This is a genomic window from Pseudomonas sp. R76, assembly GCF_009834565.1.
GTDB lineage: Bacteria > Pseudomonadota > Gammaproteobacteria > Pseudomonadales > Pseudomonadaceae > Aquipseudomonas.
In genome coordinates this window covers 6,703,860-6,721,539 of the sequence record NZ_CP019428.1, presented here as the reverse complement: position 1 = coordinate 6,721,539, position 17,680 = coordinate 6,703,860, and the positions used below count along the sequence as shown (strand labels likewise).

Genomic DNA, 17,680 nt, shown 5'->3' with positions numbered 1-17,680 from the left:
GAGCGTGGGAACGATCAGATCAGATTGCTTCGAGCTTCGCGTAACCCATCATCAGCCACTTGCTGCCTTCGGCGAAATTCACCTGCACCCGCGCCTGGGCACCGGCACCTTCGAAGTTGAGGATCACGCCTTCGCCGAACACCGAATGCCGGACCTGCTGGCCAAGGCTGAACTGGGTTTCCGGAATCTCGGAACCGGCAAACAGGTTGCTGGCGCTCTGCTGCTGGCCGCCGCCGAACGGGCGGCTGACGCTGTTGGACAGGCGCACTTCCTGGATCAGCCCCTTCGGCACTTCACGTACGAAGCGCGACACCTTGTTGTAGGTCTCGCTGCCATACAAGCGTCGGGTTTCGGCGTAGGTCATCACCAGGTTCTGCATGGCGCGGGTGATGCCCACGTAGGCCAGGCGGCGTTCTTCTTCAAGGCGGCCGGGTTCTTCCAGGCTCATCTTGTGCGGGAACAGGCCTTCTTCCATGCCCACCAGGAACACATAAGGAAATTCCAGGCCCTTGGCGCTGTGCAAAGTCATCAGCTGGATGCTGTCTTCATGCTCATCGGCCTGGGTATCGCCGGCTTCCAGCGAGGCGTGGCCCAGGAAGGCGGCGAGCGGCGTCAGCTCTTCATCTTCTTCGGTGTTTTCGAACGCGCGGGCGGCGCTGACCAGTTCCTCAAGGTTTTCTACCCGGGCCTGGCCTTTCTCGCCTTTTTCCGCTTCGTGATAGGCAATCAGGCCGGACTGCTCGATCACGGTCTGGGTCATCAAGTGCAGAGGCATTTCCGCGCACTTGGCCGCCAGGTTCTCGATCAGCTCGACAAACACACCCAGCGCACCGGCAGCACGGCCGGTCAGGCCTTTATTGGCGATCAGCAAGCGCATGGCTTCCCACATCGACACATCGGCGTGACGCGCATGGTCGCGGATGGCCTCGACGGTTTTCTCGCCGATGCCGCGCGCCGGAATATTGATCACCCGCTCCAGCGCCGCGTCGTTGCCACGGCCTTCCAGCAAGCGCAGGTAAGCCATGGCGTTCTTGATTTCGGCACGCTCGAAGAAGCGCTGGCCGCCATAAATGCGGTACGGAATGCGCTCGCGCAGCAAGGCTTCTTCCAGCACCCGCGATTGGGCGTTGGAACGGTACAGAATCGCGATATCGCTGCGAGCCAGGCCGGTTTTCAGCGCGCTTTCGATGGTTTCCACCACGTAGCGCGCTTCATCGTGCTCGTTGAACGCGGCGTACAGGTTGATCGCTTCGCCTTCGCCGCCGTCGGTCCACAGCTCTTTGCCCATGCGCCCGGTGTTGTTGGCGATCAAGGCGTTGGCGGCCTTGAGGATGCCGGCGGTGGAGCGGTAGTTCTGCTCCAGGCGGATGGTGATCGCGTCCGGGAAGTCGTCGGAGTACTGGTAAATGTTCTCGATTTTCGCGCCACGCCAGCCGTAGATCGACTGGTCGTCGTCGCCCACCACCATCAGGCTGTCGCCGCCCTTGGCCAGCAAACGCAGCCAGGCGTATTGCACGGCGTTGGTGTCCTGGAACTCGTCCACCAGAATGTGCCGGAAGCGCTTCTGGTAATGGGCCAGCAAGCCTGGGTTGTCACGCCACAGGTCGAGGGCACGCAGCAGCAGCTCGGAGAAGTCGATGACCCCGGCGCGCACGCACGCGGCCTCGTAGGCTTCATAGATGCTGCGCATGGTGGCCAGGAACAAATCGCCGCTGGCCTGGATATGTTGCGGGCGCAGGCCTTCGTCTTTCTGGCCGTTGATAAACCATTGCGCCTGGCGGGCGGGCCAGCGCTGTTCATCCAGGCCCAGCTCGCGAATCACCCGCTTGACCAAGCGTTGCTGGTCATCGCTGTCGAGGATCTGGAACGTCTGGCTCAGCCCCGCTTCCTGCCAGTGCGCCCGCAACAGGCGGTGCGCCAGGCCGTGGAAGGTGCCCACCCACATGCCAGCCGGGCTGATGCCCATCAACTGCTCGATGCGGTGGCGCATCTCGGCAGCGGCCTTGTTGGTGAAGGTCACCGACAGGATGGAGTGCGGGGACGCGTTTTCAACCTGGATCAACCAGGCGATACGGTGCACCAGCACTCGGGTTTTACCGGAGCCAGCACCGGCCAGGACCAACTGACGGCCAACGGGGGCTGCTACGGCCTGGCGTTGGGCATCGTTGAGGGAGTTCAGCAAAAGGGAGAGATCATCGCGCATCGGCGCATTCTAGGGTGCGCGGCAGAGTGGGGCAAATCCCAATGCCGGGTGGTCGCCGCAAAACAGTGGCTGCGCTTCGGGCCTTGGAAACATTCTGTTGAGAGTGATGACCGGTCGGTCATGCCTCGCAGCCCGCGCAGCGTCTCACTCAAGCTGTCTGGCCCCGAGGTTTGCGGCTGATTTTGGCGCGGTTTTTATGACGTGGAGCAGTTTGGCCCAAGCGCTTGCTTGTGTATGCTCCGTCCACGTTTCGGGCTCACCATTATAAGAACACTGCCTATGACCCTCAGTCCCGACCTGTTCGGCCCCTCGGCGGCGCCCGCACAAGTCATCCGTAAATATTACGCAACCGAGATGGCGGTCGAACGCACGCGTCTGCTGTATCAAGGTTCATTGCTGCCGACCTTATTGATGCTGGTTAACGGCCTGGTCTGCGCCTGGTTGCTGTGGAACCCCAAGCAATATGTGTTGGACAGCATCTGGCTGGTCTGGCTGCTGGCCCTGGTGGCGCTGCGTGTGATCCAAGTGGCGGCCTTTGATTCGGCCATGCCCAGCCGCCAGGCCCAGCCGATCTGGCGGCGCATGTTCATGCTCGGTTCGGCGGTCAGCGGCCTGACCCTGGCCACCGCCGCCATCGCCTTGGTGCCGGCGGACAGCTTCATGCAGCAAGCGTGGGTGTTCGGCCTGATCGGCGCCGCAACGCTGTCAGCCAGCGTCGCCTACGCGGTGAGCTTGCCTGCGTTCCTGTCCTTTGCCGTGCCCTGCCTGGTGCCGGCCATCCTTTATCTGTTTTGGAATGGCACCGCGCAGCAACAAGGCTGGGGCGTGCTTGGCTTGATCCTGCTGGCCTCGTTGAGCCTGGTGGCGTGGCAGGTCAACCGCCTGATCCAGCGCGGGCTGTTGCGGCGCTTTCAGAACCAGGCGCTGATCGAGCATCTGCAGCAGGCGCAACAGCGCAGCGAACAGCTGAATCAGGAGTTGGTCCGCGAAGTCGAGCAGCGCCGCCAGATCGAGCAGGAACTGCGCGAAGCCCAGATCGGCTTGCAGGATCGCGTGGCGCAACGCAGCCAGGAACTGGACGCTGCCAGCCTGGCCCTGAATAAAAGCGAAGCGCGCCTGGCCATGGCCCTGCAAGCCAGTGAACTGGGGCTGTGGGACTGGAACCTGCAAACCGATGAAGTCCACCACACCCAGCTTAAAGAACTGTTCGGCCTTGAGCCCGAATACGTCACGGCGATGCTCAGCCACCTCAAGCCACGCCTGCACCCCGACGACTTGCCGCTGCTCAAGCGCGCGCTGGTGGAGCACCTCAAAGGCCGCAGCGAGGACTACCAGGTTGAATACCGCGTGCGCCACGGCGACGGCCATTGGGTCTGGATCGAAGACCGTGGCCGCGCCGTGGAGCGTGCGCCCAACGGTCGCGTCACGCGCATGCTCGGCACCCGCCGCGATATCAGCGCCAGCAAGGCCCTGGAAGAACAACAGCGCCTGGCGTCGACCGTATTTGAGGCCGCCAGTGAAGGCATCGTCATTCTTGATCCGAACTACGCGCTGATCGCCGTCAACCAGGCCTTCAGCCGCGTTACCGGCTTTGAAATCGACGACATGCTCGGCCGCAATGTCGTCGAACTGCCCAGCAGCCGCGACGCCCGCCGCCATTTCCCGGTGATCCGCCAAGCGCTGCTGACCCACGGCACCTGGCAGGGTGAGTTAGTGGAGACGCGCAAGAACGGCGAGCTGTACCCGCAATGGCTGCAACTGAATGTAGTGCGTGATGATCGGGGAAATGTCAGTCATATCGTCGGCTTCTTCGCCGATCTGTCGGCACGGCGTGAATCCGAAGAGCGCATGCGCTACCTCACTCACTATGACGAATTGACTGGCCTTGCCAACCGTTCACTGTTTCGCGAACGCCTGCGCGAAGCCCATGCGCGCGTACGCCAGGGCGGGCGCAGCCTGGCGCTGCTGCATATCAACCTGGACCGCTTCAAATTGCTCAATGACAGCCTGGGCCATGAAGTGGCCGACCAGCTGTTGCAGAAAATGTCGCGCCGGTTGATCAACGCGTTGCCCGAGGCCGATACGATTGCGCGCTTGTCCGGGGATGAGTTCGCCGTGCTGTTCGACGCCTACGGCAACCTGTCGAGCCTGGCGCGTGTGGCCACGCGGCTGCTCGCCAAGCTGCGCGTGCCGGTGACGGTGGAAGGGCATGAACTGGTGGTCAGCGCCTCAATGGGTGTCAGCCTGCTGCCGGACAATGCGCGGGAAATTTCCGCGCTGGTCAGTCAATCGAACATGGCCATGCAACACGCCAAGCACTTGGGCGGCAATAACTTCCAGTTTTACACCGACAGCCTGCAAGCCAGCACGCTTGAGCGGTTGCAGCTGGAGAACCACCTGCGCAAAGCCATCGACGAGCGCCAGCTGGCGGTGTTCTACCAGCCGAAACTGTGCCTGGCCACCGGCAAGCTGAACGCCGCCGAGGCACTGATTCGCTGGGAGCACCCGCAGTGGGGCATGGTGCCACCGGGCGACTTTATCGGCCTGGCCGAAGAAACCGGCTTGATCGTGCCGCTGGGTGAATTTGTGCTGCGCCAAGCCTGCTGGCAAGCGTGCGAATGGCAGCGCCAAGGGCTGGCGCCGATTCGGGTGTCGGTGAACCTGTCGGTGCATCAGCTGCGCCAGGGCAAGCTGGTCAGCCTGGTGCGCCAGGTGCTCGAAGAAACCGGTCTCGATCCGCAATACCTCGAACTGGAACTGACGGAAAGCCAATTGCTCGACAGCGTCGAGCACATCATCGCCACCTTCCAGCAACTGCGCGACCTGGGCGTGAAGCTGGCCATCGACGACTTTGGCACGGGCTACTCGTCGCTGAGCTACCTCAAGCGCATTCCCGTGGACTACGTGAAAATCGATCAGACGTTTATTCGCGGCCTGGGCCAGGGTCGCGAGGACGCAGCCATTACCCGGGCCATTATCGCCATGGCCCATGGGCTGGCGCTCAAGGTGGTGGCCGAAGGCGTGGAAGATCAGCAGCAACTGGATTTCCTGCGCGCCGAACGCTGCGATGAGGTGCAGGGCTACCTGATCAGCCGGCCGATGGAGGCCGAAGGGCTGGCAGAATTGTTACGCAAAAATGCAGACTTTCCTTAAAGACAGCCAGGCCGCCCGTGTGGCTACATGGCGGCCGCCCGCTGATTCAAAGGGCATCAGGGCGATTTAGTGATGCATCGGACGGGCAAAACGGCAATTCTTGTAGTATAACTACAAACTTGCTACATCCCTGGCACCTGCCAATAACAAGAGTCCTGCCCTTTGAACCTGTTGCAACATATCGCCCAGTCGCGCCACCTGTTACGCAAATCGGAACTCAAGGTTGCCGATCACGTGCTGCTTGACCCTGCGGCCGTGATGCACAGTTCCATGGCCGACCTGGCCCACAGTGTGGGCATCAGTGAGCCGACCATCGTGCGCTTCTGCCGCGCCATTGGTTGCTCCGGGTTCCAGGACTTGAAACTCAAGCTGGCCCAGAGCCTGGCTGCGGGTGCGAGCTTCGGCCAGTTTGCGATTCACGAAGACGACTCCGTCGCCGACTACAGCCTGAAAATCTTCGACACCACCTTGCACACCCTCATGGAAGTGCGCGAGAAACTCGACCCGGTCGAGTTGCAAAAGGCCGTGACCGCCATGTCCCAGGCCCAGCGTGTGGAGTTTTACGGCTTCGGTGCTTCGGGCGCCGTGGCCGCCGACGCCCAGCACAAGTTCTTCCGCCTGCTGCTCACCGCAGCGGCCTACAGCGACCCGCACATGCAGGCGATGTCGGCGGTGACGTTGAAGCCGACGGACGTGGCGATCTGCATTTCCCAGTCCGGCCGCTCCAAAGACCTGCTGATCACCGCCAACCTGGTGCGTGAAAGCGGCGCGACGCTGATTACCCTGTGCCCAAGCCAGACGCCGTTGGCGGAACTGTCCACGGTCAACCTGGCGATCGACGTGCACGAAGACACCGAAATCTACACGCCGCTGACCTCACGTATCGCCCACCTGGTGGTGATCGATGTGCTGGCGATGGGCGTGGCCATGGCGCGCGGCCCGAGCCTGGTCAACCACCTCAAGAGCGTGAAGCGCAGCTTGCGCAGCCTGCGTCTCTCGCCAAAATCGGTCAAAGCCCTCGACGATTGATTCAAGGTCGCACTTGATCGCTCCCACGCTCCGCGTGGGAGTGCCTCTTGCGACGCTCTGCGTCGCGGGACGCAGAGCGTCCTAAGTTGCGTTCCCACGCAGAGCGTGGGAACGATCAATATTCATCGTCCTGTAACCCTCGCGCCGCCAAACCGTCATCCCCCGCGCCCATCCTGAACTCCCCGTACTCGCATTGGGAGACTCAACATGGCCCGGCAATACGAAGACAGCAGCAGCGTCAAAACCCGTCGTCAGCAAGAAGACCAGCGCCGCATGGCGTTCCGTCGCGCAATCGAAGATCGCTGTGAGGAGCGCCAATTGCTCCAGAGCATCACGGACTACCCGGAACTCCACTGGCAGGCACCCTTGGCTGCCCAGCGAAACGCTCAGCCAACGCGCTGATCTGCACCCGCTCGCTGCGGATAAAGCCCAGGAACGCATGGGCCACCGGTGACAGGCGCTTGGCCTTGGCCTGCACCAGGCACCAACTGCGGTACAGCGGCAGCTCGTCCACCGGCAGCTCCTTGAGCCCGCCGGTGGCCAGTTCCAGGTTGACCGCGTGGCGCGTCAGCAAGGCCACGCCCAACCCCGCGCTCACACACTCGCGCTGCGCCTCGGCCGAGGCCACTTCCACCGTCTGGGTGAAGTGCACGCGCTTCTCCTTGAAATACTCCTCGCAGGCCAGCCGCGTGCCGGAACCCGGTTCGCGCAGCAGCAGCGTGTAAGGTTCCAGGTCCTGCAAACGCAGCGGGCCTTGCAGGCTCAGGGGATGATCGAGCGGCGCCACCGCAACAATCGGGTTATTCAGAAACGGCAGGAATTCCAGGCCCATGTCCTGCGGCACCATCGACATGATCACCAAGTCATCGCGGTTGTCCGAAAGCCTTCGAATCACCTGGGCGCGGTTGACCACTGTCAGGTGCAACTGCACTTCGGGGTGCTGGCGCTTGAACGCGGCGAACAGGTGCGGCACGAAGTACTTGGCGCTGGATTCGATGGCCAGCTTCAGCTGACCCTGCAGCGAGCCCTGCATGTCCGACAGCTGCATATCGAGGTTTTCCAGGCGCCCGAAAATGTCGCGGCTGGCGCGCTGCAAGGCTTCGGCCGCTTCGGTCATGTAGAGTTTTTTGCCGACGTAATCGAACAGCGGCTGGCCGATCAGCTCTTCCAACTGACGAATTTGTAGGCTGACCGCTGGTTGCGTGAGGGACATTTCCTCGGCGGCGCGGCTGTAGGAACGCAAATCACAGACTTCATTGAAAATCTGCAGCTGACGCAATGTCATACGCATCAATGACTTACGCATTGTTTAAAGCCTTATTCCCGCCACCGTGACGCCAACTATAAGTCTTTACTTATACACAACCCAATAATTATTGATTTTTGTTAATCCTCCGGTGCGCATAGTGTGTGTCTCGCGACTGTCATGAAACATTTGGTCACGCGCCGACCCAGCTCCAATGGGTCGTAGAACGCAGCAATCGGCTCAAGGGAATTTCCAAGTGATAAAAAAGATCCTGATCGCCAACCGTGGTGAAATTGCCGTACGAATCGTGCGTGCCTGCGCCGAGATGGGCATTCGCTCGGTCGCGGTGTACTCGGACGCCGACCGCCACGCGTTGCACGTCAAACGTGCCGACGAAGCCCATAGCATTGGCGCCGAGCCCCTGGCCGGCTACCTGAACCCGCGCAAGCTGGTGAACCTGGCCGTGGAAACCGGCTGTGATGCGCTGCACCCCGGTTACGGTTTCCTGTCGGAAAACGCCGAGCTGGCAGACATCTGCGCTGAACGTGGGATCAAATTCATCGGCCCCTCGGCAGAAGTCATTCGCCGCATGGGCGACAAGACCGAAGCGCGCCGCAGCATGATCAAGGCCGGTGTGCCGGTCACGCCGGGCACCGAAGGCAACGTCGCCGACATCCATGAAGCCCTAACCGAAGGCGACCGCATTGGTTACCCGGTGATGCTCAAGGCCACCTCCGGTGGTGGCGGTCGCGGTATCCGCCGTTGCAACAGCCGTGAAGAACTCGAACAAGCCTTCCCCCGTGTGATTTCCGAAGCCACCAAGGCCTTCGGTTCGGCGGAAGTGTTCCTGGAAAAATGCATCGTCAATCCCAAGCACATCGAGGCGCAGATCCTCGGTGACAGCTTCGGCAACGTGGTGCACCTGTTCGAGCGTGATTGCTCGATCCAGCGGCGTAACCAGAAGCTCATCGAAATCGCGCCAAGCCCGCAACTGACGCCTGAACAGCGCGCCTACATCGGCGACCTGTCGGTGCGCGCGGCCAAGGCCGTAGGCTACGAGAACGCCGGCACTGTGGAGTTCCTGCTCGCCGAGGGCGAGGTGTACTTCATGGAAATGAACACCCGGGTGCAGGTGGAACACACCATCACCGAAGAAATCACCGGCATCGACATCGTGCGTGAGCAGATCCGCATCGCGTCGGGTCTGCCGCTGTCGGTAAAACAGGAAGACATTCAGCACCGTGGTTTCGCGTTGCAGTTCCGCATCAACGCCGAAGACCCGAAAAACAACTTCCTGCCAAGTTTCGGCAAGATCACCCGTTACTACGCGCCCGGCGGCCCCGGCGTGCGCACCGACACGGCGATCTACACCGGCTACACCATCCCGCCGTTCTACGACTCCATGTGCCTGAAGCTGGTGGTGTGGGCGTTGACCTGGGAAGAAGCCATGGACCGCGGCCTGCGTGCCCTGGACGACATGCGCCTGCAAGGCGTGAAGACCACCGCCGCCTACTACCAGGAAATCCTGCGCAACCCGGAATTCCGCAGCGGCCAGTTCAACACCAGTTTTGTGGAAAGCCACCCTGAGCTGACCAACTACTCGATCAAGCGCAAACCCGAAGAGCTGGCCCTGGCCATCGCCGCCGCCATCGCCGCCCACGCAGGCCTGTGAGGAATATTCCAATGACTAAAGCTCTTGTTTCCAAAAGAATCTTCGTAACCGACACCATCCTGCGCGACGCCCACCAATCGTTGCTGGCGACCCGCATGCGCACCGACGACATGCTGCCGATCTGCGACAAGCTCGACAAAGTCGGCTACTGGTCGCTGGAAGTCTGGGGCGGCGCGACCTTCGACGCCTGCGTACGCTTCCTCAAAGAAGACCCGTGGGAGCGCCTGCGCAAACTGCGCGCCGCGTTGCCTAACACGCGCCTGCAAATGCTGCTGCGCGGCCAGAACCTGCTGGGCTACCGCCACTACAGCGACGACGTGGTCAAAGCCTTCGTCGCCAAGGCTGCCGTGAATGGCATCGACGTGTTCCGCATCTTCGACGCCATGAACGACGTGCGTAACCTGCGCGTGGCCATCGAAGCGGTGAAAGCGGCCGGCAAACATGCCCAGGGCAGCATCGCCTACACCACCAGCCCGGTGCACACCATCGAGGCATTCGTGGCCCAGGCCAAGCAAATGGAAGCCATGGGTTGCGACTCGGTCGCCATCAAAGACATGGCCGGCCTGCTGACGCCGTACGCCACCGGCGAACTGGTCAAGGCGCTAAAAGCCGAGCAAAGCCTGCCGATCTTTATTCACTCGCATGACACCGCCGGCTTGGCCGCCATGTGCCAACTCAAAGCCATCGAAAACGGTGCCGACCACATCGACACCGCGATCTCCAGCTTCGCCTGGGGCACCAGCCACCCAGGCACCGAGTCGATGGTCGCGGCCCTTAAAGGCAGCGAATTCGACACTGGCCTCAGCTTGGAACTGCTGCAGGAAATCGGTCTGTACTTCTACGCCGTGCGCAAGAAGTACCACCAGTTCGAAAGCGAATTCACCGCCGTCGACACCCGCGTACAAGTCAACCAGGTGCCGGGCGGTATGATTTCCAACCTGGCCAACCAGTTGAAAGAGCAGGGCGCACTCAACCGCATGGGCGAAGTGCTGGCAGAGATCCCACGGGTGCGTGAAGACCTCGGCTTCCCGCCGCTGGTTACCCCGACTTCGCAAATCGTCGGCACCCAGGCGTTCTTCAACGTGCTGGCCGGCGAGCGCTACAAAACCATCACCAACGAAGTGAAACTCTACCTGCAAGGTGGCTACGGCAAGGCACCGGGCACGGTGAATGAAAAACTGCGCCGCCAGGCCATCGGCAGTGAAGAGGTGATCGACCATCGCCCGGCCGACTTGCTCAAGCCGGAAATGACCAAGCTGCGCGGTGAAATCGGCGCGCTGGCCAAGTCCGAAGAAGACGTGCTGACTTACGCCATGTTCCCGGACATCGGCCGCAAGTTCCTCGAGGAACGTGACGCCGGCACCCTGGCGCCGGAAGTGCTGTTGCCAATCCCTGAAGCAGGCGGCGTGGCGCGTGCCGGTGGTGAAGGCGTGCCGACCGAGTTCGTCATCGACGTGCACGGCGAAAGCTACCGCGTGGATATCACCGGTGTTGGCGTCAAGGCCGAAGGCAAGCGTCACTTCTACCTGTCCATCGATGGCATGCCGGAAGAAGTGGTGTTCGAACCGCTCAACGAGTTTGTCAGCAGCGGCGGCAGCAAGCGCAAGCACGCCACCGAGCCGGGCCATGTCAGCACGGCGATGCCGGGCAATATCGTCGACGTGCTGGTCAAGGAAGGCGACGTAGTCAAGGCCGGCCAGGCCGTGCTGATTACCGAAGCCATGAAGATGGAAACCGAAGTACAGGCATCCATTGCCGGCAAGGTAACCGCTGTTCATGTGGCCAAGGGCGACCGGGTGAACCCTGGCGAAATCCTGATTGAAATCGAAGGCTGATACAGCCTTCGACACTACCGCTTAATCCTCGGGGGGGCAGGTGCCCCCCTTTTTTTTCGCCTGCGTTTTTCCATTTGGCCGGGTTAAAAACTCATCCGCCACTGGCCCATCAAGCCCTGGTTGCGGCTATGCGTGCCGACTTGGGCACTGTAGGTCAGGCCGAGGGTATGCTCAGTAGACAAGGCGAGGTCCAGACCGCCTTGCACGTCCAGACTATTACGGTCCAGCGAGGTGCCGGTAATGGTGAAGCCTTCAATGTACCCCGGCGCCGCGCGATAGGATTGGCGGACTTGGCTGCCGACCTCACCGTAGAGGTGTTTCCAGCTCGTGCTCACATGGGGTGTGAGGCTCATTCGGTTATCGAACCGGTACACAGAGGCCAGGCGCAGGCCAACGGTGCTGCTCAGGTTTTGTTGGGTTTGTGAACCGACGTTCAACGCGGCCACGCCACCTGTTTCCTTGAAGCTGTCGCGGTGATAACGCTGAAAGCCGAGGCCGGCAAAGGGTTCTACCTGCACATCCTCGCTACCCAATTGATAACCCAGCTCGGAAAACACAGTTTGGCTTTGAGCGTTGTAACTGCCCTTGAGCTGCTCGGTGTACTCAAGCAGGTTGACGCCGCGCTTGTTCTGCCCGGCATGGCTGCTGTAAATCGCCCCCATACGCAGGGCCAGCGGGCCGTCCTGGCGCACGGCGTAACCGCCCAGGTGCCAGCTGTCGAGTTCGGCTGAGAAGCGTTGGGCATCAAATTGGCTGGTGGATTTTGCGCCCATCACACCGATGCGCCAGGCGTGATCCAGTGACCAGTCGGCGCCCAGCATCAGGCCTTTGGTGCCATATTTCAGCCCGTCGCTGCCGCCTTGCTTGTCGAGCTTGCCGTTGTCGCCCAGGCCCTGCACCCAGAAGTGGCCATCGCTATCGGTCGGCAGTGTGCGCAGGGTCGAGAGCAATTGCTGGCTGACTTTCCCGGCGGCGGCGGAGGTTGCACTCGCCAAGTTGGCATTTTGGCTGCCGGCCAATTGTTCGAGTGCTGCGCCTATCCCTCCGGGCCGGTCGGCCAGGTCTTCACCGAATTTTTCCAGCTCCGTGGTCTCGCCTGCGGTCAATGCACCGGTTTCCAGCAGGCGATTCAGCGCGGGTTCAAGCACGTGGGCGACCTGCCGCCCAATGTGCGTGATGGCCTGCCGGATGAGGTAACCGTCAAGGCTGGGAGCGCGCTCTGGGGGGGTGTAAGACCAGTCATCGTTAAGTTCGGGAAGGGGGTCGAATACAAAGGGTGTGATAGGAATATCACCTCGCGCCTGCGCGCATTCAATGCTGAAGGCGCTCATCGCAAGGGCCATGACAAGTGCAAGTCTGTGATGTGTAAAGGGCATGTAATCCCAACCTCTGGTGAATGAGGCCGGGAATTTAGCGAGATGGCGGGGTGATAACTGTCAGGTCATCGACCCCTGGTTTGCGGGAGTTGTCTCTAGTACGGCGCGATTAAAAACTCATCTGCCATTGCCCTGTCAGCGCGTGGTTGCGGCTGTTACTGCCCAGTTCACCGGTATAGCCCAGGCCCAGGGTGTGGCGGGCCGACAAGCCTACATCCAGCCCGGCTTCGAGTAGCAGGCTGTTGCGGTCCAGTGCGCTGCCTTCGACGTTGAAGGCCGTGCCGCCCGCCAGGAAAGCCTGGCGCGTGTTGCTGTCGACATCGCCGTAGGTGTGCTTCCAGCCTGCGCTCACGCGTGGCGTGAGGCTGATGCCGTTGTCCAGTTGGCTCAGGTGCGCCAGGCGCAAACCGAAGGTGCTGCTGAAGTTGTCTTGGGTCTGGCCGTCGACATGCAGCGCGGCGGCGCCGCCTTTTTCGTTGTAGCTGTCACGCTGATAGCGCTGGTAGCCCAGGTTGGCGAACGGCTCGGCACTCAAGCGGCCACTGCCCATGGCGTAGCCCAGTTCGGCGAAGGCTTGCTGGCTGTTGGCGTCATAGTCGCCTTTGGGGCGGTCGCTGAAACCGTTGAAGGCCACCGTGCGTTTGCTCTCGCCCTGGTGCCCGCTGTAGGCCGCACCCAGGCGTACGGCCAGTGGCCCGCTCTGGCGCATGGCATACACGCCGGCGTGCCAGCTGTCGACGCTGCCGTCGACGCCGGTGGTGTCCAGATCGGTCTTCGAGTAGCCGCCCAGCACGCCCACGCGCCAGTCGCTGTCGAGTGCCCAATCGGCGCCCAGCACGCTGCCCTTGGTGCGTTGGGTCAGGCCATTGCTGCCGTGCTCGCCATCGAGCTTGCCGTAGCTGCCAATGCCTTGCAGCCACAGACGGCCACGGGCGTTCGGGTCGTTGAGGTTGCGCGCATGCGCCGGCACGCCGGTGGCGGCGAGTACCGGCGTGTCTTGTTGATCAAGCCCGACCAGCAAGCCCGCACCGCCACCCAGCTGATGCATCGCCGCGAGCATGCTGCTGCCCACCTGGGCGCTCGCACCGAGCGTGGCGCCGGTGAGATTGGCGGTGCTGCTACCGGCCAGTTGCTCGATGGCCGCGCCCGCGCTGGCGTTGGTGGTGTTGAGCAAGGCGTTGTACAGCGGGTTGTTTGTGCCCAGGCCCGCCAGGCTGTTGGCCGCATTGGCGCCGTTGCCGGTGCTGGCGAACTGGTTGAAGGCAATGTCATTGCGGGTGTACGTCAGGCCGACTTGGGTGGGGCTGTAATCCAGGGTCGGGGTCAAGAATGCATAGTCGCTGGTGACCTTGCCGAAGGTGCCGTTGATGCTGGCGGCTTGCAGCACGGTGTAATGGCTTTGCCACGGGTACGTGCCTTCGCCGGGGTTGATCGCCAGGGTGGCGCCATTCAGGTTGGCGGTGCCGCCGACTTTAATCGGGGCGCTGCTGCCATCGGCGTTGACGCCGTAGGCCAGGGTCGAGCCGCTGCCCATGGTCAGGTCGCGCGTGATGGTCGCAGTGCCCAAGGCCGTATTGGTCTGCAGGGTGCCGTTGACCACCAGGCTGCCCACCGAGCCGCCACCGGCGTAGATACCTCCTGCATCGACGGTCAGGTTACCGGCGATACCGCCCTGGTTGATCAGCTTGGCGCCGCTGAAAATCTCGCCGCCGTCGCTGAAATCACCGCTGCCGGTGAGGGTCCAGGTGCCTTGCTTCACGTCCAGCCATTCGAAGTTGCGGCTGTCACCGAAACTGCCGCCGGCGGCATCGTCCATGCTCAGCCGGTCATAGCCGGCGCCGCCGTCCACCACGCCGACAAAGCGGCTGCCGCCCAGCAGTACCAGCGTGTCATCGCCGCCGCCCAAGTCCAGGGCCAAGCCGTTGCTGCCGCTGATGGTGCCGCCGTTGATGACGGTGTCGGCGAAGTTGCCGACGAACTTCACCCCAAAGCCGTTCAGGCCCTGGATGGTGCCGTGGTTTTCCAGGGTGGTGGCCGCGAGGCCAGGGCCGTCACTGCCGTCGTCCACCAGGATCGCGTTGTTGGCGCCACTGACCAGCGCGCCGTGGGCGTTGTACACATAGCCGCCGCCCAAGGCGATGCCTTCGCTGCCGTTGGCAAAGCCATTCTTGTCGACGCCACCGGCGCCGACGCCCTGGATAATCCCGTAGTTTTCGATATGCGCGATTTTGTCGATGTCCACGCCGTCGCCGTCGCCATCCGGCTGCAGCCCGGAGAAGGCGCCGGTGATGGTGCCGTGGTTGATCACCGTGCCGTCGCCGTCAGAGCCAAAGCCCGAACCGTTGCGGCCGATCACCGTGCCGTAGTTGGTCAGCGTGGCGCCCAGGTCGGTGGTGATGCCGTGGCGCCCGCCGGAAATCAGGCCGTAGTTGGTCACCGTCACGCCGGTGGCGGAGTCGATATCGACGCCGTCGAATTTGTCATCGCGCGAGAAGGTGTCGCCGGTCGAAATCTCGCCATAGTTGGTGATGCTGGCGTTGGCGCCGGTCTTCATGCCGTCGCTGGCGTCGCCGCGAATCAACCCACCGGCGCGGTTGATGATCGTGGTGGTGACGTTGTTGCTGCGGATTGCATCCAGGTCCAAGCCTTGGCCAGTGGCCGAGCGAATGGTGCCGCTGTTGTCGATCAACAAGCTGCCGCTGGCAAAGTTGCTGTTGATGCGCAGCGCGTCGTTGGAGCCCTGAATCACGCCGCCAGCGAGGTTGTAGATGCTGTAATTGCGCGCCCCGGTGATCGTCCCCGAGCTGTCGATACCGCGCCCGCCGCTGGAAACCAGCTTGCCCGCGTTAGTAATCACCACACCCGCGCCGCTGGTGCCGTCCTTGAGCGTCACCGCCACGCCGGGCGTGGTAATGCTGCCTGGCGCCGAGGTGGTCAACGAATCACTGCCGGTCAGCGTTTGCCCGGTGGTGGTCGGTGTGTCGATCTGCACAGTTTTGGTGGGCGCAGGCGCCGCTTCAGCGAGACCGCTGGCCAATAAAGTGATGGCGAGGGCGAGGCGTTGAGGCGACGGGGGCATGGCGGACGACCTTGTTATGAAAACGAGTCGCCTGTATAGCGGAGGGGGATTGCAGGAATGTGTCGGGAGTGTGACATGTACTGTGTCTGCATTTTATTGCGTAAACAGTTCCTGAGTTGTTCGAAACCGCTGAAAATCTAATGTGGGAGCGGGCTTGCCCGCGATGGCGGTGTGTCAGCCAGCATCTGCAGTGCTGACCGGCCGCCATCGCGGGCAAGCCCGGCTCCCACATTAATCCAGGGGGTTTTGCAAAGTCAGCCTCGGCACTCGGCCAGTGTTTTCAGCTGACCGGAACCACTCTGGTTCGACTCCGACAGCCACGCTTCAAACCCTGCCCCAACCGTAGGCCATTCGGAGTCCAGGATTGAGTACCACGCGGTATCGCGGTTCTGCCCCTTGACCACCATGTGCTGGCGGAACACGCCTTCAAAGCTGAAGCCCAAACGCTCCGCCGCGTACTTGGAGCGGGCGTTGCCGTTGTTGCACTTCCATTCCAGGCGGCGGTAGCCCTGCTCAAACGCGTACTTGGCCAGCAGGTACACGGCCTCGGTGCTTTTCGGCGAGCGCTGCATCGGTGCGCCGAAGGTGACGTGGCCGATTTCGATACGGCCCTGGGCCGGGACGATGGACATCAGGCTGAGGATGCCCTGCACGTCGCCGCTTTGGCGGTCGATCACGCTGAAGAAATACGGGTCGCTGTGCTGGGCATGGTTGTTGAGCCAGGCATCAAACGCGGCGCGTTCGGCAAACGGGCCGTAGGGCAAATAGTCCCAGAGCTTCGGGTCGGCGCCGGGGCCTTCGAGGGCTTGCCACAGGCCGTCGCCATGGCGCGCCGGGTCGAGTTTTTCCAGGCGGATAAAGCGCCCTTCGAGCCGTTCAACGGTGGGCGCCGGGACGCCTTTCCAGTCGGCGAGTGAGATAGGCATGCTGCGCTCCTTAAAGACCTTTGCGAAATTGAATGAAACCAGGGCGTTCGGCGATACGTTCATAGAGTTGAATCGCGGTGGCGTTGGTCTCGTGGGTCAACCAATGCACCTTGCAGCAGCCGTCAGCCTTGGCGGTGGCGTAGACGAATTCGATCAGCTTGCGGCCCACGCCGGTGCCGCGCTGGGCCGGGTCCACCAGCAGGTCCTGCAAGTAGCAGGAGTTTTCGATGCTCCAGTTGGAGCGGTGGTAGATGAAGTTGACCATGCCCACGGCTTTGCCGTCCTGCCAGGCCAGCGCCGAGTGGGTCGGCTCGTTGGCGTCGATCAGGCGTTGCCAGGTGCTCTGGCTCACGGCATCCGGCAACTCGGTGTTGTAGAACGCCAAGTACGCTTGCCACAGCGGCAGCCAGGCGGCGTGGTCGGCGGCGGTGACGGGGCGGATGTTGATCGGGCTCATTCTGAAGCTCCTTGGGGAATAAAGCGCGCGAGGGTCTGGTCGCGCACATCGATGCTGGCGGCCAGGCCTTCGCGCACGCCGGCAATGTCGGCTTGGCTGCGGTTCTGGCTGAGTTTGCGTTTGCCGATCAGGCGCTCAATGGGCAAGGCGAAGCCGACGATGGCCTTGAGCATGCCGTCAATGTAGTCGGCTGGGGCGTCGCTGACTTTCCACGGCTGGGCACGGTTGCCTTCGTGGCGGTCGGTGAGTGCCGTGACCACAGCAAGCAGGCGCTCGGCGTCGGTAAATACCTCGGCGTTGCCGTAGGCATGCACCGCGATGTAGTTCCAGGTCGGCACCACTTTGCCGTGCTCGGCTTTTGCCGGGTAAAACGCCGGGCTGACGTAGGCCTCGGCACCGGCGAAAATCACCATGGCGTCGCTGCCATTTTGCAGGTCGTGCCACTGTGGGTTGGCTTTGGCCAGGTGTCCGTAAAGCGTGCCGTTCGAGCCTTCGTCGGGGTTGAGCAACAGTGGCAAGTGGCTGGCTTGCAGGCCTTGCTCACCAAAGGTCACCAACTGCGCCAGGCGAGTGTGCTGGATCAGCTGTTGCAGTTCGGGCAAATCGTCGAGGGCAAAGGCGCGGGGTGTGTACATGGAAATATTCCTTGGCGAATGCCTGCATCCTAGGCAGGCTAATGGTTCGTTGTAAGAGCCATCTGGCAC

At 62.1% G+C, this 17,680-nt stretch carries 12 protein-coding genes; 5 read left to right on the top strand and 7 right to left on the bottom strand.

What is annotated here, in order from left to right:
* Positions 1–19: 19 nt before the first annotated feature.
* Positions 20–2,203 carry a DNA helicase II gene (uvrD, locus tag PspR76_RS30500; protein WP_159961155.1) on the bottom strand — a complete coding sequence of 728 codons (2,184 nt, stop codon included), beginning with the start codon at positions 2,201–2,203 and terminating at the stop codon, positions 20–22.
* A 279-nt stretch (positions 2,204–2,482) separates the two neighbouring features.
* Here uvrD and PspR76_RS30495 point away from each other — a divergent pair, with 279 nt between their 5' ends.
* From PspR76_RS30495 to PspR76_RS31390, 3 genes are all read left to right on the top strand, one after another.
* Positions 2,483–5,356, top strand: coding sequence for an EAL domain-containing protein (locus PspR76_RS30495; protein WP_159961153.1), 2,874 nt, complete (start codon positions 2,483–2,485; stop codon positions 5,354–5,356).
* A 162-nt stretch (positions 5,357–5,518) separates the two neighbouring features.
* Positions 5,519–6,385: a transcriptional regulator HexR gene (hexR, locus tag PspR76_RS30490; RefSeq protein ID WP_010168370.1), complete on the top strand. Its 867-nt coding sequence runs from the start codon at positions 5,519–5,521 to the stop codon at positions 6,383–6,385.
* Between the two features lie 207 nt (positions 6,386–6,592).
* The gene (locus PspR76_RS31390) at positions 6,593–6,787 is read left to right on the top strand and encodes a PA3496 family putative envelope integrity protein (RefSeq protein WP_232109179.1); all 195 of its coding nucleotides are present in this window, start codon (positions 6,593–6,595) and stop codon (positions 6,785–6,787) included.
* Here PspR76_RS31390 and PspR76_RS30485 read toward each other — a convergent pair.
* Positions 6,717–7,691, bottom strand: a complete 975-nt coding sequence (locus PspR76_RS30485; RefSeq protein ID WP_159961151.1) for a LysR family transcriptional regulator — start codon at positions 7,689–7,691, stop codon at positions 6,717–6,719. The genes PspR76_RS31390 and PspR76_RS30485 overlap by 71 nt on opposite strands.
* Before the next feature lie 196 nt (positions 7,692–7,887).
* Between PspR76_RS30485 and PspR76_RS30480 the strand changes: the two genes are divergently transcribed.
* Both PspR76_RS30480 and oadA read left to right on the top strand, forming a co-directional pair.
* Complete coding sequence (locus PspR76_RS30480) at positions 7,888–9,303, top strand: acetyl-CoA carboxylase biotin carboxylase subunit (protein WP_003195732.1); 1,416 nt, start codon at positions 7,888–7,890, stop codon at positions 9,301–9,303.
* Positions 9,304–9,314: 11 nt separating this feature from the next.
* Positions 9,315–11,138: a sodium-extruding oxaloacetate decarboxylase subunit alpha gene (gene oadA / locus PspR76_RS30475; RefSeq protein WP_159961149.1), complete on the top strand. Its 1,824-nt coding sequence runs from the start codon at positions 9,315–9,317 to the stop codon at positions 11,136–11,138.
* Positions 11,139–11,221: 83 nt separating this feature from the next.
* On the opposite strand, the gene PspR76_RS30470 is transcribed toward oadA, so the two are convergent.
* From PspR76_RS30470 to PspR76_RS30450, 5 genes are all read right to left on the bottom strand, one after another.
* Entirely contained in the window at positions 11,222–12,514 is a 1,293-nt protein-coding gene (locus PspR76_RS30470; RefSeq protein ID WP_159961147.1) for an autotransporter outer membrane beta-barrel domain-containing protein, read from the bottom strand.
* Positions 12,515–12,623: 109 nt separating this feature from the next.
* Positions 12,624–15,593: an autotransporter outer membrane beta-barrel domain-containing protein gene (locus tag PspR76_RS30465; RefSeq protein ID WP_159961145.1), complete on the bottom strand. Its 2,970-nt coding sequence runs from the start codon at positions 15,591–15,593 to the stop codon at positions 12,624–12,626.
* A 254-nt stretch (positions 15,594–15,847) separates the two neighbouring features.
* On the bottom strand, positions 15,848–16,519 hold the full coding sequence (locus PspR76_RS30460) for a GNAT family N-acetyltransferase (protein ID WP_159961143.1): 672 nt from the start codon (positions 16,517–16,519) through the stop codon (positions 15,848–15,850).
* 10 nt (positions 16,520–16,529) lie between these two features.
* Positions 16,530–16,976 (bottom strand): GNAT family N-acetyltransferase, encoded by a 447-nt coding sequence (locus PspR76_RS30455; protein ID WP_159961141.1) that lies wholly within the window; start codon positions 16,974–16,976, stop codon positions 16,530–16,532.
* Entirely contained in the window at positions 16,973–17,611 is a 639-nt protein-coding gene (locus PspR76_RS30450) for an FMN-binding negative transcriptional regulator (RefSeq protein ID WP_159961139.1), read from the bottom strand. Before PspR76_RS30450 ends, PspR76_RS30455 begins: the two co-directional genes overlap by 4 nt.
* Positions 17,612–17,680: the final 69 nt, after the last annotated feature.